This window comes from Mycobacterium sp. (assembly GCF_049585075.1).
GTDB lineage: Bacteria > Actinomycetota > Actinomycetes > Mycobacteriales > Mycobacteriaceae > Mycobacterium.
Genome location: NZ_JBAUZA010000137.1, coordinates 1 through 22,400 on the forward strand (window position 1 = coordinate 1; position 22,400 = coordinate 22,400).

Annotated in this window: 26 protein-coding genes; 8 read left to right on the forward strand and 18 right to left on the reverse strand. The window is 63.4% G+C overall.

Annotated features, from left to right (window positions below):
- The coding region (locus WB785_RS06395; RefSeq protein ID WP_424077933.1) for a hypothetical protein at positions 1-382 on the forward strand (382 nt) is incomplete at its 5' end.
- A 13-nt stretch (positions 383-395) separates the two neighbouring features.
- Here WB785_RS06395 and WB785_RS06400 read toward each other — a convergent pair.
- The 5 genes from WB785_RS06400 to WB785_RS06420 are packed head-to-tail and all read right to left on the reverse strand — an operon-like array spanning position 396 to position 4,331.
- Positions 396-1,358 carry an alpha/beta hydrolase gene (locus WB785_RS06400; RefSeq protein ID WP_424077934.1) on the reverse strand — a complete coding sequence of 321 codons (963 nt, stop codon included), beginning with the start codon at positions 1,356-1,358 and terminating at the stop codon, positions 396-398.
- Entirely contained in the window at positions 1,342-1,776 is a 435-nt protein-coding gene (locus WB785_RS06405; protein WP_424077935.1) for a hypothetical protein, read from the reverse strand. Before WB785_RS06405 ends, WB785_RS06400 begins: the two co-directional genes overlap by 17 nt.
- Positions 1,760-2,932: an amidohydrolase family protein gene (locus WB785_RS06410; RefSeq protein WP_424077937.1), complete on the reverse strand. Its 1,173-nt coding sequence runs from the start codon at positions 2,930-2,932 to the stop codon at positions 1,760-1,762. Before WB785_RS06410 ends, WB785_RS06405 begins: the two co-directional genes overlap by 17 nt.
- On the reverse strand, positions 2,932-3,975 hold the full coding sequence (locus WB785_RS06415) for an amidohydrolase family protein (RefSeq protein ID WP_424077938.1): 1,044 nt from the start codon (positions 3,973-3,975) through the stop codon (positions 2,932-2,934). Before WB785_RS06415 ends, WB785_RS06410 begins: the two co-directional genes overlap by 1 nt.
- Entirely contained in the window at positions 3,972-4,331 is a 360-nt protein-coding gene (locus tag WB785_RS06420) for a Rieske (2Fe-2S) protein (RefSeq protein ID WP_424077940.1), read from the reverse strand. Before WB785_RS06420 ends, WB785_RS06415 begins: the two co-directional genes overlap by 4 nt.
- 136 nt (positions 4,332-4,467) lie before the next feature.
- Here WB785_RS06420 and WB785_RS06425 point away from each other — a divergent pair, with 136 nt between their 5' ends.
- Together WB785_RS06425 and WB785_RS06430 are read left to right on the forward strand one after the other, a co-directional pair.
- The gene (locus WB785_RS06425; RefSeq protein ID WP_424077941.1) at positions 4,468-5,694 is read left to right on the forward strand and encodes a cytochrome P450; all 1,227 of its coding nucleotides are present in this window, start codon (positions 4,468-4,470) and stop codon (positions 5,692-5,694) included.
- The gene (locus tag WB785_RS06430) at positions 5,691-6,848 is read left to right on the forward strand and encodes a Zn-dependent alcohol dehydrogenase (RefSeq protein ID WP_424077942.1); all 1,158 of its coding nucleotides are present in this window, start codon (positions 5,691-5,693) and stop codon (positions 6,846-6,848) included. The genes WB785_RS06425 and WB785_RS06430 overlap by 4 nt, the downstream gene beginning before the upstream one ends.
- On the opposite strand, the gene WB785_RS06435 is transcribed toward WB785_RS06430, so the two are convergent.
- The 6 genes from WB785_RS06435 to WB785_RS06460 all read right to left on the reverse strand — a co-directional run bounded on the left by WB785_RS06435 (position 6,826) and on the right by WB785_RS06460 (position 11,581).
- Positions 6,826-7,572: an SDR family NAD(P)-dependent oxidoreductase gene (locus WB785_RS06435; protein ID WP_424077943.1), complete on the reverse strand. Its 747-nt coding sequence runs from the start codon at positions 7,570-7,572 to the stop codon at positions 6,826-6,828. The two genes, WB785_RS06430 and WB785_RS06435, sit on opposite strands and share 23 nt — an antisense overlap.
- The gene (locus tag WB785_RS06440) at positions 7,569-8,009 is read right to left on the reverse strand and encodes a VOC family protein (RefSeq protein WP_424077944.1); all 441 of its coding nucleotides are present in this window, start codon (positions 8,007-8,009) and stop codon (positions 7,569-7,571) included. The genes WB785_RS06435 and WB785_RS06440 overlap by 4 nt, the downstream gene beginning before the upstream one ends.
- Before the next feature lie 88 nt (positions 8,010-8,097).
- Positions 8,098-8,586 (reverse strand): hypothetical protein, encoded by a 489-nt coding sequence (locus WB785_RS06445; protein WP_424077945.1) that lies wholly within the window; start codon positions 8,584-8,586, stop codon positions 8,098-8,100.
- 146 nt (positions 8,587-8,732) lie between these two features.
- Positions 8,733-9,953, reverse strand: coding sequence for a cytochrome P450 (locus WB785_RS06450; protein WP_424077963.1), 1,221 nt, complete (start codon positions 9,951-9,953; stop codon positions 8,733-8,735).
- A 25-nt stretch (positions 9,954-9,978) separates the two neighbouring features.
- Positions 9,979-11,010, reverse strand: a complete 1,032-nt coding sequence (locus tag WB785_RS06455) for an LLM class F420-dependent oxidoreductase (RefSeq protein ID WP_424077946.1) — start codon at positions 11,008-11,010, stop codon at positions 9,979-9,981.
- Positions 11,011-11,128: 118 nt separating this feature from the next.
- Positions 11,129-11,581: a pyridoxamine 5'-phosphate oxidase family protein gene (locus WB785_RS06460; protein WP_424077947.1), complete on the reverse strand. Its 453-nt coding sequence runs from the start codon at positions 11,579-11,581 to the stop codon at positions 11,129-11,131.
- A gap of 107 nt (positions 11,582-11,688) precedes the next feature.
- Between WB785_RS06460 and WB785_RS06465 the strand changes: the two genes are divergently transcribed.
- Complete coding sequence (locus WB785_RS06465; RefSeq protein ID WP_424077948.1) at positions 11,689-13,194, forward strand: acyl-CoA carboxylase subunit beta; 1,506 nt, start codon at positions 11,689-11,691, stop codon at positions 13,192-13,194.
- A gap of 54 nt (positions 13,195-13,248) precedes the next feature.
- Here the strand turns inward: WB785_RS06465 and WB785_RS06470 are convergent, their stop codons facing one another.
- From WB785_RS06470 to WB785_RS06490, 5 genes are all read right to left on the reverse strand, one after another.
- Positions 13,249-14,163: a PE-PPE domain-containing protein gene (locus tag WB785_RS06470; RefSeq protein ID WP_424077949.1), complete on the reverse strand. Its 915-nt coding sequence runs from the start codon at positions 14,161-14,163 to the stop codon at positions 13,249-13,251.
- A 167-nt stretch (positions 14,164-14,330) separates the two neighbouring features.
- Positions 14,331-15,167, reverse strand: a complete 837-nt coding sequence (locus tag WB785_RS06475; protein ID WP_424077951.1) for an SDR family oxidoreductase — start codon at positions 15,165-15,167, stop codon at positions 14,331-14,333.
- 8 nt (positions 15,168-15,175) lie between these two features.
- Positions 15,176-16,219 (reverse strand): TIGR03857 family LLM class F420-dependent oxidoreductase, encoded by a 1,044-nt coding sequence (locus tag WB785_RS06480; protein WP_424077953.1) that lies wholly within the window; start codon positions 16,217-16,219, stop codon positions 15,176-15,178.
- The gene (locus WB785_RS06485) at positions 16,216-16,599 is read right to left on the reverse strand and encodes a nuclear transport factor 2 family protein (protein ID WP_424077954.1); all 384 of its coding nucleotides are present in this window, start codon (positions 16,597-16,599) and stop codon (positions 16,216-16,218) included. Before WB785_RS06485 ends, WB785_RS06480 begins: the two co-directional genes overlap by 4 nt.
- A complete protein-coding gene (locus tag WB785_RS06490; RefSeq protein WP_424077955.1) occupies positions 16,596-17,675 on the reverse strand; it encodes a phosphotransferase in 1,080 nt (359 codons plus the stop codon). The genes WB785_RS06485 and WB785_RS06490 overlap by 4 nt, the downstream gene beginning before the upstream one ends.
- A 67-nt stretch (positions 17,676-17,742) precedes the next feature.
- On the opposite strand from WB785_RS06490, the gene WB785_RS06495 reads away from it, so the two are divergent.
- Positions 17,743-18,387 (forward strand): TetR/AcrR family transcriptional regulator, encoded by a 645-nt coding sequence (locus WB785_RS06495; protein ID WP_424077956.1) that lies wholly within the window; start codon positions 17,743-17,745, stop codon positions 18,385-18,387.
- Here the strand turns inward: WB785_RS06495 and WB785_RS06500 are convergent.
- Complete coding sequence (locus tag WB785_RS06500) at positions 18,329-19,471, reverse strand: alpha/beta hydrolase (protein WP_424077957.1); 1,143 nt, start codon at positions 19,469-19,471, stop codon at positions 18,329-18,331. The two genes, WB785_RS06495 and WB785_RS06500, sit on opposite strands and share 59 nt — an antisense overlap.
- A 61-nt stretch (positions 19,472-19,532) precedes the next feature.
- Positions 19,533-19,976 carry a nuclear transport factor 2 family protein gene (locus tag WB785_RS06505; RefSeq protein ID WP_424077958.1) on the reverse strand — a complete coding sequence of 148 codons (444 nt, stop codon included), beginning with the start codon at positions 19,974-19,976 and terminating at the stop codon, positions 19,533-19,535.
- Positions 19,977-20,054: 78 nt separating this feature from the next.
- Between WB785_RS06505 and WB785_RS06510 the strand changes: the two genes are divergently transcribed.
- From WB785_RS06510 to WB785_RS06520, 3 genes are read left to right on the forward strand one after another with little or no spacing between them, the layout of a single operon-like run.
- Positions 20,055-21,047: a Rieske 2Fe-2S domain-containing protein gene (locus WB785_RS06510; RefSeq protein ID WP_424077959.1), complete on the forward strand. Its 993-nt coding sequence runs from the start codon at positions 20,055-20,057 to the stop codon at positions 21,045-21,047.
- Positions 21,044-21,673, forward strand: a complete 630-nt coding sequence (locus tag WB785_RS06515; protein WP_424077960.1) for a cysteine hydrolase — start codon at positions 21,044-21,046, stop codon at positions 21,671-21,673. Before WB785_RS06510 ends, WB785_RS06515 begins: the two co-directional genes overlap by 4 nt.
- The gene (locus tag WB785_RS06520; RefSeq protein WP_424077961.1) at positions 21,670-22,287 is read left to right on the forward strand and encodes a PaaI family thioesterase; all 618 of its coding nucleotides are present in this window, start codon (positions 21,670-21,672) and stop codon (positions 22,285-22,287) included. Before WB785_RS06515 ends, WB785_RS06520 begins: the two co-directional genes overlap by 4 nt.
- The last annotated feature ends 113 nt before the right edge of the window (positions 22,288-22,400 follow it).

Sequence of the window (22,400 nt, forward strand, 5' to 3'; positions counted from 1 at the left end):
CGACGCGGCGGTCGCGCAAGGCGCGATCAACGCCGCACGCGACGGGACCGTCGCGTTGCTGTCGTACAAACCAGACACCCTCAACCAGGACTTCGCCGCTGCGAAATCCCATCTCACCGGCGATTTCTTGAATTACTACGACCAATTCACCAAGCAGATCGTGACGCCGGCCGCCAAGGAAAAGGCGCTGACCACCACCGCTCAGGTTGTCGGTGCGGCGGCGTCCGAACTGCACCCCAATTCAGCGGTGGTATTGCTCTTCGTCAACCAGGCCACCACCAGCAAAGACCGGCCCGATCCGGCGATGGCGTCGAGCAGCGTGCTGGTGTCGCTGACCAAGGTGCACGGCAACTGGCTGATCACGAAGTTCCAGCCGATCTGACCTGAAACCAAAACTAGATGGCGAACGAGCGGCGAAGCACCTGAGCGTGCAGCGCAACGCTTTCCCGAGAGACGACCCATTCGGGCACCACTGAATCGAATCCGTGAAACGTGGCGGCTACAACGTGCAATTCCGTGTGCACATAGGCGTGAAGCAGCCGATTCGCGTAGTCGATGGCTTCGTCACGGCACGGGTCGATCTCCGCGCAACTGATGAACGCCGGCGGCAGCCCTTCCAAGTTCGCTCGGTGGGCCGGCACGAATTGCGCCGTCGCGGCGCTGTGACCGAGATAGTGGCCCCATGCGCGACTCACTGCCGGCCCATTGAGCCCCGGGGTGCGCTGGAATTCCCGTCGCGACGGCGTCGCGTCGGCGTCGAGCATCGGCTGGTGCAGGACTTGGGCCAGGATCGGCGGACCCTCCTGGTCGAACATGCGCTGGGCCAATGCAGCGGCCAATGCCGCGCCTGCGTCGCGGCCCATCACCACTATGCGGGTGCCGTCCGCACCTAGGCGGGCGCTGTTCTCGACGGCGTAGCGAAACGCTGCTTCGACGTCATCGAGCGCTGCCGGGCACGGGTGCTCTGGGGCCAGGCGGTAGTCGACCGAGACGACAAGACAACCGGCCGCGCGAGCCAGATCCACGCAGTGCGGATGATCGGTGTCGAGGTTGCCGGTCACGAAACCGCCGCCGTGGGCGTACAGCGCCAGCGGAGCTGCCGACTTGGTCAGGCCGCGGTAAAGGCGCAGCCCAAGCCGCCGATCCCCCGGACCAGTGATGGCGCGGTCTTCGATCTCGACGCTGCCGGTGTCGACGGCTGCCGCGCGCTCGGCGGCCAGCCGATCGGCACGCTCCCGCTCGCCAGGTAGCGACTCCGCACGGAATTCCACGATGTCCAGGCCGGCTGCGGCGTCCCGCAGCGCCGGGTCAATGCGGCTGATCCCCCTCGGCTTCGCGCGATCAGTCTCGGTCGTCATGCTCATCAAAGTAAACCTGGGACTCCATGTGATGGAAAATGCGGTACTTTTCGCCGCGAGCCACCACCAGCCAGGTGATCCAACTGCTCCCGGTGTGCTCGACGTCGGATTCGCGTGCGGTGACGTTCCATCGGCAAAACACGACGCAGCGTGCGAAGCCGTCGGCAAGCAGATCGGCCGACCGCAGCTCTGACGACACCGATGCACGCTTGAGCCGCCCCGCAAGTCGCGCCCAGTGCCGGTCGAGTTCGTCGACGCCGATCAGCGGCATCGCGTACTCGTCGCCGATATACACCGGCTGCGGTGTGTCGTCTTCCCAAAGGTCGGCGACCCCGGCGAAGTCGAGGGCCGACCATTTTGCGTCGTATTCAGCGACTAGGGCAACCAGTCGGGGCAACGCCTCACTCGGAAGTGACACTGACCGGCGGCTGTTCCCCGGGCAACGCCTTAACGGTCGCCGGTAACCCGTAGAGTGCCGTCGCGTTGCCGCGCATGATCCGCTCGCGCTGCGCCGCGGGGAATCGATTGATCGCGTAGTCCGGCGAGTCGTAGCTCCAATGCGGGTAGTCGGTCGAGAACATCAGGTTGTCGCCGAGGTCCATCATTTCCAGATACTCGCGGAACTGGACGGTGTCGGCGTCTTCCAGCGGCTGGGTGGTGAACCGGACGTGTTCGCGGACATACTCCGACGGACGCCGACGGACGTGCGGCAGGTCGCCGCGGCGGGCTTCCCAGATCCGGTCCATCCGCCACATCACCGGCATCGCCCAGGTGAAGCCACCCTCGATGAACACCACCCGCAGCTCGGGGTGTCGATCGAAGGCGCCGTCGAACACCAGGCTCATCAAATGCGCGACGTACAGCAGCGGCCACGAGGCGAAGAAATCGTGCCAGTGCGCCGGATTGCCGACGGGGTAAAGCGGAATCAGCTCGAACGGGGTCTGCCCCATCAGGTGGGTGGCCACTGGCAGCCCGTTACGCGATGCAGCTTCATACAGCGGGTCGAAATGCGGGCTGCCGAAAGGGATTCCGCGGGTTTGCGGGGTCATCAGCACCTGCGCCATGTACGGATGACCCGCCCACCGCTCAACTTCGCGCGCCGCCTGCTCCGGGGTCTGTGCGCTGACGCTGATCGACCCGCGCCAGCGGCCATGCCAGTTGTGCTTGTCCAGCCAGACGTCGGCGAGCCAATCGTTGTAGGTCGACTTCAAAACATGCTCGGCGTGCGGCAGCTGCGCGTCACACATCGGTTCCAGCGACGCGATGCTCACCCCGGCGTCGACCAGCAGTTGTTTGGCGGCGTAATCCGGGTCGCTGCCGGCAACGCCGCCGCCGGGCGGCCACGAGTCCACGCGCAGCGACGACGTCTTGTACGAGTCCGGTGTGTCGTAGAAGTGCGGCACTGGCGTGACCGCATTGCCAGTCGGCCAGATCTTGTCCACCCAGTCCGCGGGCGCGTACGACTTGAGGACATCTGCCGAGACGGGCAGCGGGTGGACGTCGGTGTCGACAATGGTGACCGCTATTTCCTTTTCCTGCTGGGTCGACGGCTCGACCCGTTCGATCGTGGTCATCAGGCACGCTCCTTAACTGCAAGCCCGTAAAGCTCGCCGGCGTTTTGCCACAACACCTTGTCGCGTTGTGCGCCGTCGAGACCTGCGGCCGCCATGTCCGGCGGCGATGTCGACCAGTGCGGGTAGCCCGACCCGTACATCAACAGGTCCGTCTTTCCGGAGAATTCCATCCAGCGCTGCATCTGGCCGGCGTCGGTCGGCCCATCGAACGCTGACGAACAGAACCGGACATGGCCGGGCAAGTATTCACTGGGATAACGGTCCACCCACGGCGTCTGGTCGCGCATCGACAACCAGAAGGTGTCCAGCCGCCACATCAGCGGGGTGAGGATGTCATAGCCGCCGTCGGCGAAGACGAACCTCAGGTCGGGGTGCCGGCCGAAGACACCCTCGACGATGAGCGTGGCGAGGTGGACGAAATAGTTGAGCGGCATGAAGGCCGCGTAGCCCGGGTAGGTGTCCGCATGGCCGGCGAAAGTCGGCGGATAGTCGACGCCGTTGCCGCCGTTGATGTGTACGGCCACTGGAAGCCGATGGGCGGCGGCGGCCTCCCAGATCGGCTCGAACATCGGTTTGCCATACGGCTCGCGGGACTGCATCGGAACGCCGATCTGGACAAGCTTGGGATGTGCGGCAAGGCGCTGGATTTCGGCTACCGCGCCCTTGGGATCCTCGGGATTGATCCGGATGGTGCCGCGGAAACGGCCGGTGGTGTCGGGCTCCAGCCATCGGTCGAGCAGCCAGTCGTTGACCGCGGCGCAAATTCGACTATTGAGCAGATAGTCGGCAATGTTGCCGCGGGTCAACGGGTTCAAGATGGCGTACTGCACGCCCGCGTCATCGAAAAGATGACGGGCGACGGTTTCCGGATCAGAGCCCGGATAGTGCTCGCCGTAGAGGTCGCGGCGGTAGTCGCCGCCCGGGGCTTGATACCACTGCTGTTCGACGTCGGGAATCGCCCGCAGCCGGTGGGCATCAGGCAGGTAGCGCCGGATTTCGGCGTTAGTGGCGAAATGGGGCTGAACGTTGGCGTCGATAATCATGCCGTCAGAAACACCTCGCCATCGCTGACGTCGACCTGGTAGGTACGGATGCGTCGTCGCGAATCAGCAACGTTGCAGCCCGTAGTGATGTCGAATTCCCAGTTGTGCCAAGGGCACCGAACGATCTGCCCGTCTCGGGTGCGCCGCAGCCCGTCCGACGCGTCGGCGTCGACTTCGTTGGTTCCGCCGATGTAGCCCAGGCACAAAGGCGCACCCTCGTGCGAGCAGTAATTGACGATCGCGTGCAGAGACCCCCGCACGTTGTAGACACCCACTCCGAACTTCCCGACATCGACCAGCTTCATCGTGCCCGGCGGCAACTCGTCCAGCGAGCAAACCAATCGGCGTTTCAGCACAGCCGGATCACCGCCTCTCCACTGATTGCGCAGCTCAATACTGTTCCCGTTACGGTAGCCACCACAAGCCGTTGGGCTTCGTTGCTATTTATATTATGATAGCGATAATCCACGGCTGCTCTGAAGGGAGCGCTGAATGACGCTCAGTACCGATCCCGACGGTCAACCCGTCACCCTCGACTTCACCGGTGAAACCAGCCCTTATCCGTTCTTCGAATACATGAGGCGCACCGATCCGGTCTGGCACGGTGCCCTGGCAGACCACACGCAGATGCCCGAGGAACTACGGCCGGACGACGAGTGGGTGTTGTTCGGTTACGACGGCGTCTTCCAGGCCTTCCGCGATGACCGGATCTTCACCTCGGCCGCCTACGAGAAGACGATCGGGCTGGTGATGGGCCACACCATCTTGGCTATGGGCGGCAAAGAACATCACGATCACCGCAGCTTGGTGGCCAAGGCATTTCGTGCTACCGCGCTGGAACGGTGGGAACCGTCGGTCATTGGGCCGGTCTGCGATCAGCTGATCGACGAGATCAAGAACGATGGGCATGCAGATCTGGTGAAGGCCCTGACATTCGAATTTCCGACCCGCATCATCTCGGCATTGCTCGGACTGCCCAGTGAAGACCTTGACTTGTTCCGGCGGCTCTCGCTGGACCTGATCTCGATCCCGACCGACATCATGGCGGGGCTGAACGCGGCGACGGAGTTGTATGGCTATTTCCTCGGCCAGGTCGAGCAGCGGCGCCGCAAGCCGACCAACGACATCATCGGTGACCTGGTGGCCGCCGAAATCGACGGCGAGAAGCTCACCGACGAGGCCATCATCTCGTTCCTGCGCCTTTTGTTGCCCGCCGGACTGGAGACCACTTATCGCTCGTCAGGCAACTTGCTGTATCTGTTGCTGACCCATCCCGAGCAATTGGCGATGGTTTACCAAGACCGCTCACTGATTCCCGCCGCAATCGAAGAGGGGCTGCGCTACGAAACCCCGCTAACCATGGTCATGCGCACCACCACCGAAGACGTCGAAATTGGCGGCAAGACAATCCCGTCCGGCGCGCAGATCGATATGTGCATGGGATCGGCCAACCGCGACGAGAGCCGCTGGACCGATTCCAACACCTTCGACATCCGCCGTCCGCGCCAAGCACACATCGCGTTCGCTGGCGGCATCCACATGTGTCTGGGAATGCACCTGGCCCGGTTGGAAACCCAGGTGATGCTGAACAGCCTGCTCGACCGCGTCGCGAACCTGGCCCTCGTGCCCGACGACGGAACAGGAGACGACGCCAGAATTGTCGGCCTCACCTTCCGATCGCCCAACAAGCTTCCGGTCACCTTCTCCCCGATGTCATGAAAAGCCGAGCGGCGATTCTGCATGATGTCGGCGGCCCTTGGTCCGTAGAGGAATTCGAGCTAGACCCTCCTCGCGCCGGTGAGGTTCTGGTCCAAATCGCCGCCGCCGGGTTGTGCCACTCCGACGACCACATCCTCAAAGGCGACATGGCAGCACCCAACGAGGTCCTGCGGGCGATGGGACTGCCCACCATGTTTCCCACTATCGGTGGCCACGAGGGATCCGGAATCGTGCGCGAAGTCGGGCCCGGCGTCATCGATTTCGAGCCCGGCGACCACGTGGTGATGTCGTTTGTCGCGGTATGCGGCCAATGTCGCTGGTGCGCAACCGGTATGGAGTACCTGTGCGATGCCGGTATCGGAACCCTGACGCCGGGAATGCCCACCGACGGCACATTCCGCCACCACACGGGCGACGGTAAGGACCTCGGCCATCTGGCGAAGGTCGGCGCGTTCGCCGAATACACCGTCGTGTCAACGAATTCGATTGTGACGATCGAGCGGCACCTGCCGCTGGTGCCGAGCGCACTGCTGTCGTGCGCCATTCCGACCGGCTACGGTTCAGTCGCGAACCGCTCCAACATGCGGGCCGGTGACACCGTCGTGGTTGTCGGTGTGGGCGGCATCGGCACCGGCGCGATCCAGGGTGCCCGCATCAACGGCGCCGCCCAGATCGTCGCCGTCGACCCGGTGGAGTTCAAGCAAAAATCAGCCCTGCGCTTCGGCGCCACCCACGCCGCTGCAACGGCAGCCGAGGCGCTGGACCTGGTCAGTGGTCTGACTTACGGGGTGATGGCCGACGCCGTCGTGGTCTCACCGTCGCTGATCGCCCCCGAGGACGTGCGCGATGCAGTCAAACTCACCCGTAAGGGCGGGACGTGCGTGCTCACCGGCATGACCTCGCAGTTGACCCATTCGGTCAAGATCGACCTGCAGGATTTCATCCTCATGAACAAGACGCTGGCCGGCACAATATTCGGCTCGTGCAACGCAAGGGCGGACATCTACCGGCTGGCCAGGCTCTATCAGACCGGACAGCTGCTGCTCGACGAGATGATCACCAAACGTTACCGCCTCGACGACATCAACGACGCGTACGCAGACCTGCTCAACGGTGAAATCGTTCGCGGTGTCATTGATTTCGGGGTTGCGTGACGTTCCCACGGAGTCGCTGCGTCTGACCGTATGCATCGATCGGGCTGTGCAGGGCGAGCCCGCCGTCGGCATGAACGACCTGCCCTGTGACCCAAGACATTTCGAGGACGCCGATGATGACATCGGCTACATCGGCCGCTTCGCCGAGACGTCCTAACGCGGTGCGCTCGGTCAAGCCTTCCACCCAGCCGGGCAGTTGCTCCGCTTCGCTCAGCATCGGAGTCCGGGTAACGCCGGGACCGACCGCGTTCACCCGGATGCCGTAGCCACCCCACTCCGCCGCCGCGACTTTGACCAGCATGTTCAACCCCGCTTTGGACACGCAGTAAGCGCCCATATCCCGGTCGGCAACGGTTCCGCTGATGCTGGATACCCCAACGATCGATCCGCCGAGCTCCGCGTCGATCATCGCCGCAGCGGCGGCCCGGATGGTCAGCCAGGAGCCGGTGAGGTTGACCGCAAGCACCCGCTGCCACTGCTCAACCGACTCCGCCAGCAACGTGCCGGACGCGCCGATGCCCGCGCAAGCCACCACCCGGGTGGGTACGCTGTGCTCGCGGACGGTTTGACCCATTGCCGCGATCACCGCCTCCGGATCGCTGATGTCGCAATCGATGTCGCCGCCGGATTGGTCCCACACCACAACGTCGTGTCCCGCATCGCGCAACCGGCCGGCGACTTCGCGCCCAATCCCCGACGCACCGCCAGTGACCAGTGCGCTCATGCCGGCGCGCCGATCAGCTCGACGAGTATCCCGTCGGGTGCGGTGATGACCGCCATCGGGACCGTCGCGCCGGCCGGGCCGGGCACACCGATGCGGCGCACGCCGTCGGTGAAACCCAAAGCCGCCAACCTGGACAGCGTGGCATCCACGTCACGCTGCAAAGACAGCAGAAAGAATCCGTGCCGAGGACCTGACGGCGGGTCCGGCGCGTCGCCGGCTCCCTCGAAGACCACGAGTTCGACGATGCCGGTGTCGGGAGTCTGCGGATCACCGAGAAATATCGACCGCAGCTGATCCGAGCCGGCCCCGAAGAGTTCGGGCCAGTCGCCGCGGAAGTTGTGATCGAACAGCTCGGTGAATTCCAGCCCGTCGCGCCAGAATCTCATCGATCGCTCGACATCGGCGGTGCAGATCGCCGCATGATGAACACCCAACACAAGCTTGCTCCCGCATCCTCAGCACTAATGACAATGGTGCGAGTTTAGGAGCAGAGCCGGGCGGCGGGCGGGGATTCAGGCTGAAGCGTCAGGGCGCTGGCTGGAGCTGGATGTCCGCTGTCTCTGGGTCGCGCGCTGGAAAATCGCAGGCAGGCTTATTACCGGAGAGCTGGATCGTGCCTGCCAGGGTGTTCGGGTCCCACGTGCGGTGGGCGGCGATTGCATCGGGAACGGTGGTGCCGTCCGGGCATTCTGCACCATCGGTGGTGTCTAACACCCATTGCCCGTTCACCAAATTGGCCTGGCCGAGAGATTGTCCACCGGGTTCGCGGGCGGCCGAGGCGCATCCGTCACCGCATGGGGTGAAGTACCACTGGTTGACGACCGGTTGACCGTGGACGGTGAACGGCTGCATGGTTTTTGGGTTTATTTGCGTCTCGGTGTAGTGGGCGTCCGGCTGGAAGCCAGCGGGAAATGGTGCCGGCCCGGTCGGTCCCCATGCGCCCGCGGGGGCGGCGAGTCCGAGAGCAAGACCGGCGAGAAAGCCGGTGGCGGTGATGCACCGTGCGACAGCCATGACCTTAGTTCCTCCTACGACGCCGTTAAGGATATCCACTACCGGTGGGTGTATCACGGCAGATCCCCAGCTTGGTAGATATTTGGCATTTCCGCCCATCGGTGTTCCCCAATCCAGGGTTTGTGTTTGCCCGCCGTTAACCCGGGTCAGTGGAGTTGGTAGCGAACCGGGAGGTGTTTGAGTCCGCCGACGAATGTCGTTGCGACGAACTGCGGAGGCCCGGTCAATTCAATGGATTTCAGCCGCGGCAACAGCTCGGTGAAGAAGCTGTTGACCTCCATGCGGGCCAGCGCTGCCCCCAGGCAGAAGTGCACACCATAGCCGAATGCCAAGTGTTTGTTGGGATCGCGGCCGACGTCGAAGCGGAAGGGATTTTCGAAGACGTCTTCGTCCCGGTTGGCCGACACGTATGACAACAGCACCGACTCCCCCGCCGCGATCGGGACTCCGCGAACCGTGGTGTCTTCGGCGGCGGTGCGCATGAATTCCTTGACCGGGGTGACCCATCGGATCATCTCTTCGGTGGCCAGCGGCATCAGGTCGAGATTGTCGTGCAACCGCTGCCGCTGATCCGGGTTCTCGACCAGGGCATGCAGGCCGCCCGAGATCGTCGCGCTGGTCGTGTCGTGGCCGGCGGTGGCGACGATGAGGTAATAGGAGACCGTGTCGATGTCAGACAGCGGCTCACCGTCGATGCGCGCGTTAGCGATGGCGGATGCGAGGTCCTCCGTCGGGTGTTCACGACGCGCGGCGGTGACAGCGTTGAAGTACTGGAACATGTCGAACAGTGCAGGAATCTGGTCCTCGTTAGTGCTGCCGCGTTTGAACTCGCTGTCGTCGCTGCCGAACAGCTCCTGGGTGAGCTTGAGCATTCGTGGGAAGTCCGACTCGGGGATCCCCAACAACGACATGATCACGTAGAGCGGGTAATTGACCGCGACCTCCTGGACGAAATCGCATTCGGAGCCCGCCGCCATCATCTTGTCGACATACATCTTGGCCAACTCGTCGACGCGAACCTTAAGCGCCCGCATTGCCTTTGGGCGAAACCAGTCCGCGCCGATTGCCCGCACTACCCGATGCTGGGGATCATCGAGGTGGATCAGCGTGCGCACCCCGGCTGCGGCCTGCAACTCGTCACCCTCCGTCGTCGTCAGGACCGGGCGCGGCCAGTTGGTGAACAGCTCGTTGGCACGCTCTATGTCCATGATGTCGGCGTGCTTGGTGATCGCCCAGAACGGCTTGTAATTGGGAACCTCGACCCAGGACACCGGGGCGTTGGCACGCAAATGAGTAAGCGCCGCATGCAACTTAGGTTCGTCGGCATATGCCAGCGGATCGGTAAGGACCTTGGCGGCTTCATCCATCGTCGGCGTGCTCATAGGCAGCTCCTCATTGACGCAACTCTTCTAGTACAGCGGTGATCGTGGTCTTGGAAGCGGTGCGCGGAAACGACGGCATCACCCGGTCGATGACCCCATCGCAACGGTTTAGTAGCGCAGCGGCGAGTTTGTCGTACGTTGCGACCACCGCGAAGGCGTCCAGGATCTCGTCGTCAATCAACGGGCCCATGGCATCCCATTCGCCTTGCAGTGAAAGTCGATGCAACTCGCTAGCTACATCGCCCCAACCATGCAGTTCGAGGACCTTGCGGTAGGCCGGCGTCGATCCGTAGAAGGCAATCTGCTTGCGGACGCCGGCCGCACCGAGCCTCAATTCGGCGTCGTCGTTGCCCGCCACCACGAACACCGGGCAGGCGACCTGGAATGCGTGCGGATCACGACCAGAACGCTGGAGGCCGCGCTGCACCGCGGGCAACGTCACCTCATGCAAATAGCGCCGAGTCGTGAACGCATGGGCCAGTAAACCGTCTGCGACCTCGCCACACATCTCGGTCATCGATTCACCAACAGCGGCGATGAAGATCTTGGGCACCGAAAACGGTTGCGGCTCAGGGGTGAACATCGGCGTCATGAGCTTGTGCGTGTAAAACTTACCCTCGAATCGCAGCCGGGTGCCGTCCTTCCACGCCGACCAGATGGCGTGCAGGGCCTGCACGAACTCGCGCATCCGATCCACCGGATGACTCCAGGGCATGCTGAAGCGTTTCTCGATATGTGGCTTGATCTGGGTGCCGAGGCCCAGGATGAATCGGCCCTGCGAGTAGGTCTGCAGATCCCAACCGAGGTTGGCCACGATCATCGGGTTGCGCGCGAATGCCACCGCGATGCTGGTGCCGAGTTCGAGTCGGGTGGTGTGTTCGGCCGCGAGCAGCAGCGGCAGAAATGGATCATGGTTGATTTCGCCGGTCCAGCAGGCGTCGTAGCCCTGTTGCTCCAGGGCATCGGCCAACTCAGGAACTCGAGCGAGGTCGGTGAAAATGCCCCCGTCGACCTTGAGGCCCGATGCCACGGTAGCGGTCATCCGCACGCGCTCCGCCGCTGCTGGGAGCACTCACGGGTCATACTCGAGAAGCTACAGTAAGCGATTCGGTAGGGTCAATGTCGGCTCCGGCGTGGCGGCAAAAGCCCTGCGACATCGGCTACTTCATCGCGAGGCGGGCGTTGTCCCATGTCAGGATTCGACCATCCGGCACGAAGCGCAGAAACGCCTGCTTCGCGTAGTGGGCCTGAGCCGCCGCGGGCAAGCCGCCCGTACGCGGGCGAAACGCTGCGTACTTCGCGTTGACGGCAGCCTCGACGCGGGACATCGCGGTGGTGTCCTCGATGACCTCGACACGCCCGGTGAGATGGACGCCGCGCAGCTGGGTGTACTGCTCCCCGGACTCGACCAGGAACGACGCTCGTGGGTCATGACGGATGCGGGCGATTTTCTTGGTGCCGGCCGGAGTCATCAGCGCAATGCTGCGATCGTCGACCACAAACCACACCGGCAACGCAATCGGCATCCCGTCGCGGCGAAGTGTTGTCAGAATTCCGGTATGTGCCGACTCGAGGGCTTCCCACGCCTCGTCAACCGTCAACCGGATCGTCATCGCACCACTCCGTCTCCGTGTCGTCATGCAGCCCGTGGCCGCCCACCTCTCGCAGACGCTACAGTAAGCACTTCAGTACGTGACGCGCGACGAGTGAGGACATGGCGATGACGAAGTCCGCCGACTGGCAGGAAACGCTTGACGACCTCGACCGTCGCCGGCAGCACACCCGGGCGCTGGGCGGTGCGGAGCGGGTTGCCAAACACCGCGGCAAGGGCAAGCTCGACGCCCGGGCGCGAATCGACCACCTGCTCGACCAGGGCACATTTCGCGAAATCGGCACCCTGGTCGGCGGCGAAATCGCCGCGGACGGGATCGTCATCGGCTCCGGGATGATCAACGGCTCGCCGGTGATGCTCGGTGCCGAGGACTTCACCACACTGGCCGGCAGCATTGGGCCTGGAGGAAACTCCAAGCGCTACCGGATCGCCGAACTGGCGCTGCGCGACAAGATTCCGCTGGTGATGCTGCTCGAAGGCGCCGGCTTTCGTCCCACCGGCGGCCACTATGGGCGTAGCCCTACCGACCTACTCGCGCAGGCACGGTGCTCGGGACGGGTGCCAACCGTCGCTGGCGTGCTGGGCCCGTCGGCTGGGCACGGCGCATTGGTGGCTCCGGTATGCGACTTCCGAATCATGAGTAGACAAGGCGCCATCTTCACCGCCGGTCCGCCCGTCGTGAAAGAGTCCACCGGAGAAGACATCTCGAAAGAAGACCTCGGCGGACCGGATGTCGCGTTGCCCAGCGGAGTGATTCATAACGTCGCCGAGGACGACGAAGCCGTGCTTGACGACATCCGCCGCTACCTGTCGTACTTCCCGCCCAGTGCGTGGTCATACCCCCCGTCGATAACGGCCGCTGAAAGAGGGGCGACCAGCGATCCGCGGCAGACACCCGAGATGCTCGACATCGTGTCGCGTGACAACCGCCGCGTTTACGACATGCGCGCCGTGCTCGACGTGATCTTCGACCGACCGGACTGGTTTGAGGTGCAGCCGCAGTTCGGCAAGGCGATCATCTGCGCGCTGGCCCATTTGGGCGGCCATCCGGTCGCGGTGGTGGCCAACCAGCCGCAGGTGTTGGCCGGCTCGATTGACGCCGACGCCGCGGACAAGGCGGCGCACTTCATCATGGTGGCCGATTCTTTCCACCTGCCGATCGTTTTCCTTGCCGACAACCCCGGCATGCTGCCCGGCAGCCGGTCTGAGCGCAGCGGAGTGCTGCGGGCAGGCGCGCGGATGTTCGCCGCGCAGACCGCGGCGACCACGTTGAAGCTGCACCTGACGCTGCGAAAGGCGTACGGGTTCGGCTCGATGGTCATGTCGCTGTTGAGTTTTGACGATCAGGTCGCGACGTTCGCCCTGCCCGGCGCGACGATGGGCGCGATGAGTGCGGCGGCTCTGAGCCGGGCGTCGCATGCCGGCGAGGACCTCACCGCGAAGCTCCGCGATGCGGAGTTGCAAGCGTCCTTCCTGTCGGCCGAGCGGATGGGTTTCGACGAGCTCATCGATCCCCGCGAAACCCGTGATGCGTTGCGGACCTCGCTGATTCGGGGTCTCTCCAGCCGGCAAGCCGCCGCTGAGCCGGTGACCCGGACCGTGATCATGCCGTGAGTTCTCGCGGCTCCAGTCGCACAAGCACCCATTTGAGTGCGCCCATGACTCGGATCAATAGGTATTGAAGAACAACAGTTCCAAGGACTGGAATACGCTCTGCAATGGTCCGCTGTCGGCAACCCCGTGCAAAAGCAATGCAGTAAGCCACGCGTCGACGTTATTGACGCCGCTGTCGGAGATGTTGACAAAGGTGAGGTCACCGTCGGTCGAAATGGTCGCGTTGGCGATCTCCGCCGGCGTCAACCCCAGGTATTCCACGTGCGTGCCGAATATGTTCAGCAGCGCGCCAGTCAGGCCTTCGGCTTCGAAGACCTGTTGGAAGTTGGAAACCGGATCGGGGTCGAAACTGTAGATGGTCGCCGGGTACGCATCATCCGGCGTCACGTTGCCCAGGACGCTCTCCATTTGGAAAAGGTTGAGCAGATAGTTCGTCGTGCTCGAGCCGAGCACCGAGTCCATGTCCGCTTCGATGTTGGACCAAGCGCCGGTGACTGGGGTGGAGGGGTCGCCGATGAACACGAAGTGCAGGTCGTCGCTGGGAATGCCGGCTTCTTCGAGTCGGGTCATTGCGATCGACTCGGCGGTGGCGCTCTGCGAGTAGCCGAAAATCGTCAGGGGATGCTCGGCGCTGAAAGCGCCCGGATCCGCGTTGAATTCGTTCTCCACGGCGAGGACGACGTCGTCCGCGTCGGTGAGACTGCCCGGGCCCTGCTGGAACAACTCGGGCGTGGTCAGCACCTGCAGCGGCGCGGCGCACGGGTCGGTCCCGATCATGTCGCAGACCGTCGAGTCGGTCGCGCCGCCGGCGAAACCCAGCGGATGCAAATACAGATCCTCGGCGGCCTGCGCGAACTCGGTCGACGGCATCGGCTCGCCGGTTCCGCCGAGGATGATCGCTGTATCGCTGCCCGCTAGCGGGTCGTTCACGTCGGCGTACGCAGCTGCGCTGTTCAGCGCGCTAGCCATGCCAACCATCGCGCCGACAGCGCCAACGTTCACGAGCAACTTGTGTCGAATCACCGCTGCGCCCCGCCTCATACCGTGATCTGCGTCATCGCATATTTCTTATCTGAACTTAAGCTTGGATTCAAGCAGTTCTTAGCTTGGGTTAGCGGAGATGCTGTGGATCAGGGTCAGCAGATGTAATTCTCGCCGCTCGCGCGTACCGTCAGGTCGCTGATGGTGATTCCCCACGGTTGGTCGATGACGTGTACCACCGCGTTTGCCAGGTCATCGGGAGTGATCAGCCAGTACTGCACTGAGTCCACGTCGGTCTGCTCGGGTCGCAGGGCCCCGTTCAGCAAATTGCCCGCATTCTCGAAGAACTGGGCGGCTTTGTGCCCGGTGATGCCAATGGCCGCAGCCTCGTTGACGACACCACTGGCGAGATTGGTGCCGAGTACGCCGGTCGGCTTGACCGTGGTCACCTTGACCTTGCCTTGGGTCTCAACCCGTAACGAATCCGAGAGCACATCGACTGCCGCCTTGGTCGCGCTGTAGACGCCTGAGCCTTCGGTTCCGGCGTTGCCGTAGATGGACGAGATGTTGACGACGTGGCCTCGGCCCTGCTCGATCATCGTGTCGTAGACGGCCGAGATGCCGTTCACGACACCTTTGATATTGATGTCGATCGCCTTGTGCCATTTCTCCCAGGCACGTTCGTGGTCGGCGAAAAATGCCAGCGGCATCACGCCGGCGTTGTTCACGATCACGTCGATGCGACCGTAAGTGTCGACGGCATGTCGGCTCGCGGCCTGGACCTCGGCCATGTCGGTAACGTCCGCAATATGGGCGGTGCCTTCGAAGCCGGCGGCCCGGATGCCGTCGAAGACCTCGTTCAAGCCGTCGGCGTTGACGTCAATGCCGACGACCTTCGCGCCACCGGCGGCGCACTTTTCCGAAATCAGCTTGCCAAAGCCGCTGGCCGCGCCGGTCACGATGATGACCTTGTCCTTCAAGTATTGCGACATACCCTTTACTAGCAGGTCGCTCGGTATGCCGCGACGATGGGCTCGAGCTCGTCGGGCGTCGCGCCGTGCATGATCACTGCGTCGGCGCCGTAGTCGAATTCCTTGCGAACGCGTTGCACGCACTGCTCGGCCGACCCGGTGGCCGACGGTTCCAGCCATTCGCCGGGAATCAGCGTGGCGATGTGTTCGATCTGCTCTGGGGTGGCCTTGTGGTCGATCCCACCGGCGATCGACGTCACTATGGAGTCTTCCCGAAAGCGTTGCAGCACAGCTGGATCCCAGCCATTCGTCTGCACCATCAGGTCCCCGTAACCCTGCAGGTAGGTGGCCAGACGCGCGACGGTCTTCTTCAGCCGCAGCGCTTCCGGCAGGTGGTCGCCGACAGTGGCGAAGCACGACCACACCCGCACGCCGTCCGGGTCGCGGCCTGCTTTTTCGGCGGCTAACTTAACGGTCTTGACGCAGCGCTGCAACGTCTCCGGGGTGAAGTAGGTGTGCAGGATAATGTCGTCGAAAACACGGCCGCCGAGCGCGAGCGTGTTGGGTCCGAAGGCCACCAGCGCCAGTCGGATGTCTTCATTGAAGTCAGGGTCGAGAAACAGGATGGGGTACTTGCCCATCGGCCCGTCGTGGTTGAAGATCAGCTCGCCGTGCCACAGCCGGCGCATGACCTGGGCCCAATCCTCCATCTGTGCGGTCGTCACCGCTGGCACTCCGAACGCCGCATACATCGCCGCCACCCCGCGACCGATGCCCAGAGTGAAACGGCCGCCGGAGAGGCGATGCATGGTGGTTGCCCACGATCCGGTGATCAGAGGGTGTCGGGTGTTGTGATTCGTTGCAGCCGTGACGATTTGCATCCGGCTGGTCACTGCGCACGCCGCCCCGGTCAACGACGACGCTTCTTTGACGTTCCAGCGCTCGGAGATGAATGCGGTACCGAAACCCAGTTCCTCGCCACGGCGAGCCTCATCGACCAAGGTCGCCGGCCCCTCGCCGCCGGCCCCTGCCAGCAGGTAGTAGCCCAATTCGTCAAGCGTCGGATCGGTCAACTCCAAACTCCTTGCTTGTAGCCGCAATTCCAGACCTCGGTGATTTTGCCGTCGACGACGTGGAATACCTCAATGCTGGCGACGTTGGTTTGGGTACCGTCCGTCGTGGTCATTGACGAGTCGTAGACGATCGCGACGTGCTCGCCGTCGTCACCGGCGATCACGATATTCAAATCGAAGCGCAACTTGTCGAACAGTTGCCACATGTCGGCGACCCGCTGGACCGCCTGCGCGTGGGTCAGCGTGTGCGCCTCACCGACCTCGTGCCGGATGACGCTGTCGCCGAACAACTCCTCCGCCAGATCCAGGTTGCGCTCGTTCCAGGCCACCAAGTTGTACAGCTCGACCACTTCGCGGGCGGTGCGGACTGCGGGGCTCATTCGAAGACCTGGGTCGCGTTTAGGTCATCTATTGCGGCCACCGCTCGCTCGGTTAGTTTCAGGCACAGCGCGCGTGAGCGTTCCGGCATGGTGTCCCAACCGACCAGGGTAATGACGGGCAGCAGCATGAGGTAGGCGGACGCCAAGCGATAATGCCGCCACGCCTCGTCGAACGAATAATCGGTAACGCCACCGTCAGTCAGCCAGGCGAGGTACTCGCGTACCAATTGCTCATCATGTCCACGGCGTACCTGGGTCGGCAATCCTTGGCTGATCAGGTAAGCGACGTCCACCACGCCGACACCTCGAGATACGAACTGAAAATCAACGATCTTCAACAAGTCCCCGTCAAAGAACATGTTGTCGGCCCTGATATCCCCGTGCAGCAGCATCGGGCGCGCTGTCAAGGCAGCCAGCGCTTGCGGGGCCAGTTGCACGAATCGTTCGGCATAGCGAGCCACCGCGGGGGGAACCGCCGCCGGTGATTTGTCGCGGTACACCCGCCATCCCAGCTCGAACGCGGGATGCAGTACTTCGCGGGCGATCGGCGTGTCAAGGCTCGGAAACGAGTTGAGTTCCGGGCCGGCGGCGGTGACCGACCAGGCGTGCATGCCGGCCAACTGCTCGATGCACAGCCGGGCCCGATGCATCGTCAGGCCCGCCAGATGATCGGCATTGTCCCAATCCCGCAGATCCTCGAGAACCAGCACGAAATCCGCTGATTTTTCAGCCATCCCGGCGGCGTATACATGCGGTGTTGCTATCGGTGCCCTGCCCGCCACGTATCGGTAAAACGACAACTCCCGCCGGTAGCCGCCCAACATGTCCATCGCCCACCGAGCCTCGGATTGGGCGGGCAGTTTGACGATCACGGTCGACGGCACGCCGGGGCCGCCCGTCAAGTGGACCCGGTATAACAGCGACGAGAACCCAGTGTCTTGCGCAATCTGTTCGACGCGAATGGCATTGATAGTCAGCGGTTTCGAGCCGACGGTGTCAGCGCACAGCGTTTCGCTCAGCCACTGTGTAGTCACCTCGTCGATTGCGCGGGGCACGCGCGCTTCGGCCAGTGTCACCTCGAGCTCCCAAAAGATATTTGACAATAAACAACTAACATAGTTGTCGAGCGTTTAAAATGCAACCGTGCCTTCCCCTGTACGCGGGCTTACGCAACCCGAGCGCGTGGAGTTGTCGAGCCGCCGCCTGCTGCACGCAGCGGCTGAGCTGATTGTGGAGAAGGGCTGGGAAGCGACCACGGCCGCAGAGATCGGGCGCCGCGCGGGATACAGCCGCGCCATGGTGCATGCCCGGTACGGCAGTAAGGACGCCATCCTTGAGGTCTTCCTTGGCGAATATGTAAAGCGGCTCAACCCGGACCCCGATCCCAGCATCACTGGTATGCAGCAGGTCCTCGCGCACTTCGATCGGATTCAGCAAATCCTTGCCGAGGATCGCGAACTCTTGCGGGCGATGTTCGTGGCCACCTTCGAAGCGGCGAAGACGACATCGCCCTTGCGCGAACGAGTCCAGACCCAACTCGTGAGTGGCGCGGTCAAGGTCGAGGCGGGCCTGCGTACCGGCATCGAGGACGGCTCGGTCCGATCCGGTATCGATATCGATACCGCCGTCAAGGACATCACCGCGGCGGTGTTCGGCATCGCGTTTCAGTGGGTTGCGGTGCCACAAGCGCATGACCTCGACGACGAGCTGAACTGCGTTCGCTCCCGGATCATTCAGCAGTACGGATCGACGCCTCCTGCGCGACGCCGCTCAAGAATCGCCCGGTGACCTTTTGCACCCGCCGGGAGAACACGTGGCCGACATGGCCGCCGTCATACCAGTACAACTGGCCGCCCCAGCGCTCGTGCAAAGCAATCGCCGGCTCACGCTTCGCCATCCGGTCATGCCATGCCCCCACGATGAGCCGCCGCTGCGGTGGCGGCGCCGGCATGACCGCCAATGGGTCGATCACCGAGGTCAGCTTGGCAACCTCGGCGGACTCCAACAGTTCGCGGAAGTCATCACGAGATTGTCCGAATCGCGCTAGGTGTCGCGCGATCATCGCGTTGAGCCCCAGAATCGGGGTATACAGCGCGACGCCGTCGACCTTCTTTTCCAGATGGGAGACCAGCGCGGCGACCGGGCTGCCCATCGAAATCCCGGCCACCACAACGGCGGTGGACTGCTGCTGCGCCCAGCCCACCACTGCGCGCACCTCGGACACCGCCCGCATCATGCCTGCAACGTTGCCCAGCGGATCCAGGTCCGGGTAGGCCGGCCATTCGCGGCGCCGGCAACCGTGACCTGGCTGTACCGGCATCGCGATGTTGAACCCCAACTTGTGATGTATCCGGCCGATTCGGGTCAACAACAGGTCTTCGGTACCGCCCTGACCGGCGCCGTGGACCCAGACCAGCCACGGGCGTGGGCCGTCATGATGTCGGCACAGATGTACCACCGCCCTGGCCGGGCCACCCAGGCCCTCGGCGGCCAGAGTGGCCGGCAGCGCTGGATCATGCTCGAAAAACATCCGCTCATACGTCAGGCCGGCAATCTGTCGCGCCTGTACCGCCGTCGCCCGCAACGGCTTTGGGCTCGTGTGCGCGCGGTCAATACCAAGCGCGGACAGTTCTTCGGCGGCCGCGGTACATGCGTTCAGCGGCCGCGCAGCTGGCGGGCTTCCAGCCAACAGCGAAAAACCGCTCAGGACAAGCTCATCCAACATCACCTCGCCGAACTGACGTACACCACGCGGCGAGGCAGGGGCCCAACCGGTCGACTCGTTCAGCCCCGCCACGGTACGGGGCAGCAGCATGCTGAGCTCGCGGGTGACCTCTCTGGCCAAGCCCAAGCCTCGAGTCGCCAATGACATGCCGTTCACCTAAGCCAGCTTGAAGCCGGAGAACCCCGCGCCGATGACCAGCGCGTCGACCTCAGTCGTCATCGCCACCGGTGATCTTCAGGATGGTTCGGATCAGATGCAGCGTTTTGATCCGCCAGGTGCCGTCCTGCTTCTCGTAGGTCTCGCGGTAGTGACCGGCGCCGTGCAACTCCTGCCCGCCGGGGAAGATGATCCAGTCCTCCATCGCCCAAATGCCTGTCGCGGTCGCGCGTGAGGTGAGGGTGATCTCCGGGGTATGGCAATGGTGCATGGTGGCGGCGTTCTCCAGGCTGGCCAGCACCGACGGTACGAAGTTGTCGACGCCTTCCACCGGCGGGGCCGTCATCGGGTCGGCCCCGCCGATGGCAGGGGCCATATCGAGCTTGACCACCACATCGGTGGTGAACACGCTGCGCCATCCCTCAGCGTCTTTCAAGTCCAGAAAACGGCAGTAACGTGCCTTCAACTGGCGAATCGCTTCGAGATCATCAGCCACCCTGCTACGCCTCCTTTGGCCCGAAATCTATACTGTAACGTATTTAGTATCGATGGGACGAGGGCAGGAGGATCCCGCGTGAAGGTCCCGTTCACCTGGAAAGTCACTGGCTGGTTCATGGTCGGCTGGTCTCCCGAGTTTCCCATCGGCGAGGTCCGCCCGCTGCACTATTTCGGCGAGGATTTGGTGGCCTACCGCGACGAGGCCGGCGAGCTGCATGTGCTCGAGGCGCACTGTAAACACCTCGGCGCTCACATCGGCCACGGCGGCAAGGTGGTCGGCGACTGCGTCGAATGTCCCTTCCACGGGTGGCGCTGGGGTCCAGACGGCACCAATCGATACATCCCCTATCAGCCGGACCGCCCCAATCGGGCGCTTCGGCTGCGAGTTTTTCCGGTCCGCGAGCAGTACGACTGTGTGTTCATCTGGCATCAGCCCGACGGCAAGGAACCGCAATGGGAGATGCCAGACATTTTCCGTAAATTCCCGCAATTTGAGACCGATCCGGCGGCCTACTACCGGGCCTATCCCGAGTTCTCTCGGCGCGCGGAGCGCGAGCCGGTGCATCCGCAGATCGTGGCTGAAAACGCGCCCGACAGCGCTCATTTCGAGTATGTGCACCACGCCACGGTGACGCCGCGAGTGCTGGACTGGAAGATCGTTGATCACGAGTGGCAATTCGTCGCCGGCTGGCCGGACGCGAGTAGCGACAATCCGCAAGATCTGGCGTTGCGCTTCCACAGCCACTTGTTCGGTCTGGGCGGGGCGATCAGCGTCTTCGAGGGCGCGCAGAACCATCGGCTGATTTTCACCTGCACACCCGTCGATGACGAGTATTCGGACCTGTTCTACTCGATTTGGTGGCCCCGATCCCCCGGCGATGCCTCCGACGTGCCACAAGGCAAGCTGCGCGACATCATCGAAAAGCAGTTCCTGTCAACGGTCTTCGACGATCTGCAAATCTGGCGCTACCAGAAGTATGTGGAGCGTCCGCCCCTCTCGAAGGTCGACGCGAAAGGGTATATGGCACTGCGGAAGTGGGCAACTCAGTTCTATGAAGTGCCGGCGTGACCGACCTGGCGGAGCTCGCGGCGGCCGAACACACAGCGATCGTCGCCCAGGAGTGCCAAGGCGCAGTGATCGGCCCGAACGCAGGGTTGGCGGTGCTCGCCAAAGAAGCACGCCGCGTTGCGCTCCCGAACATCACCCGGTTGCTGCCGGCGGCCCGGGCAGCCGGTGTGCGCATCGTGCACTGCTTGGTACAGCGACGACCCGACGGGCTCGGCTCCAACCACAACGCGAAGATCTTCAGCCGGGGCAGCGGCCCCGGAAAAGGGGCCGTCGACATTGCTCCAGGCACGCCCGGAGCCGCCGTGTTGCCCGAATTAGGTCCTGAGCCAACCGATCTGGTGTTGAGTAGATGGCACGGCGTCGGCCCGATGGGCGGTACGGACCTTGACGCGGTGCTGCGGAACCTCGACGTGTCCACGATCGTCGTGGTCGGTGTTTCGCTGAATATCGCGATCCCAAACCTAGTCATGGACGCGGTCAACGCCGCCTATCGCGTCATCGTGCCGCGCGATGCCGTCGCCGGCATACCCACCGAGTACGGCGAGGCCATCATCGACAACACGCTGTCGCTGCTGGCGACCATCACCACGACCGACGACCTACTCCGGATATGGACCAAGCGATGACCGACACAGCACCCGAAACCCGGGGCGGATTTCCAGAGCTCAAACCTGTCGAGGCGCCCCACGGGCTGGGGCGGTTCGTTGACGCGATGCGCCGCCTGCAAGACCTCACCGTGTCGACTAATCCGGAAAGTTCGATGTGGACGACCGCGGCGGAACAGGTTGAAAAGGCCTGCGCGCTACTGGACGGTCATCAGGTCCCGGAAACGCTGGCGCCGGCGGGAAGAGTCATCGAGCTGCCCGGGCTGGGTCATCCTCTGCTGCCACCGTGGAGGATCACCGACTCCGGGCCAGACGGCGTGACCATGGAAGGGCAGTTCACCCGATCCCACGTAGGCGGCAACAATGCCGTGCACGGCGGCATGATCCCACTGTTCTACGACTGGCTACTCGGGATGGTGGTCTCCACGGCCGGGCACCCCCCGACCCGTACGGGTTATCTGCATGTCGACTACCGCAACATCACCCCGATCGACGAGCCACTGACCGCCCATGGCCGTATCACCGAGATCGACGGCCGGAAGATTTTCATCTTCGCTACCATGACAGCGACCGACGGCACGCTACTCAGCGAGGCCAACGGCCTGATGGTTCGCTTACTTCCGCACCAGCCGTGAGAGGCCTGATGTCAGACAACGCAACACAATTCACGGTGCCCGCCGTTGTCCAGGCCATCGCTGCCGCGATCGGCGACCGCGAGCTGATCGTCCAGGGCGAGCGACGCTATACC

Coding starts and splice junctions, on each gene's coding strand:
- WB785_RS06400 (WP_424077934.1), bottom strand. CDS start 1,358: ATGACGACCGAGACTGATCGCGCGAAGCCGAGGGGGATCAGCCGCATT.
- WB785_RS06410 (WP_424077937.1), bottom strand. CDS start 2,932: ATGACCACGATCGAACGGGTCGAGCCGTCGACCCAGCAGGAAAAGGAA.
- WB785_RS06415 (WP_424077938.1), bottom strand. CDS start 3,975: ATGATTATCGACGCCAACGTTCAGCCCCATTTCGCCACTAACGCCGAA.
- WB785_RS06425 (WP_424077941.1), top strand. CDS start 4,468: ATGACGCTCAGTACCGATCCCGACGGTCAACCCGTCACCCTCGACTTC.
- WB785_RS06430 (WP_424077942.1), top strand. CDS start 5,691: ATGAAAAGCCGAGCGGCGATTCTGCATGATGTCGGCGGCCCTTGGTCC.
- WB785_RS06435 (WP_424077943.1), bottom strand. CDS start 7,572: ATGAGCGCACTGGTCACTGGCGGTGCGTCGGGGATTGGGCGCGAAGTC.
- WB785_RS06445 (WP_424077945.1), bottom strand. CDS start 8,586: ATGGCTGTCGCACGGTGCATCACCGCCACCGGCTTTCTCGCCGGTCTT.
- WB785_RS06450 (WP_424077963.1), bottom strand. CDS start 9,953: ATGGATGAAGCCGCCAAGGTCCTTACCGATCCGCTGGCATATGCCGAC.
- WB785_RS06455 (WP_424077946.1), bottom strand. CDS start 11,010: ATGACCGCTACCGTGGCATCGGGCCTCAAGGTCGACGGGGGCATTTTC.
- WB785_RS06460 (WP_424077947.1), bottom strand. CDS start 11,581: ATGACGATCCGGTTGACGGTTGACGAGGCGTGGGAAGCCCTCGAGTCG.
- WB785_RS06465 (WP_424077948.1), top strand. CDS start 11,689: ATGACGAAGTCCGCCGACTGGCAGGAAACGCTTGACGACCTCGACCGT.
- WB785_RS06470 (WP_424077949.1), bottom strand. CDS start 14,163: ATGGCTAGCGCGCTGAACAGCGCAGCTGCGTACGCCGACGTGAACGAC.
- WB785_RS06475 (WP_424077951.1), bottom strand. CDS start 15,167: ATGTCGCAATACTTGAAGGACAAGGTCATCATCGTGACCGGCGCGGCC.
- WB785_RS06485 (WP_424077954.1), bottom strand. CDS start 16,599: ATGAGCCCCGCAGTCCGCACCGCCCGCGAAGTGGTCGAGCTGTACAAC.
- WB785_RS06500 (WP_424077957.1), bottom strand. CDS start 19,471: ATGTCATTGGCGACTCGAGGCTTGGGCTTGGCCAGAGAGGTCACCCGC.
- WB785_RS06520 (WP_424077961.1), top strand. CDS start 21,670: ATGACCGACACAGCACCCGAAACCCGGGGCGGATTTCCAGAGCTCAAA.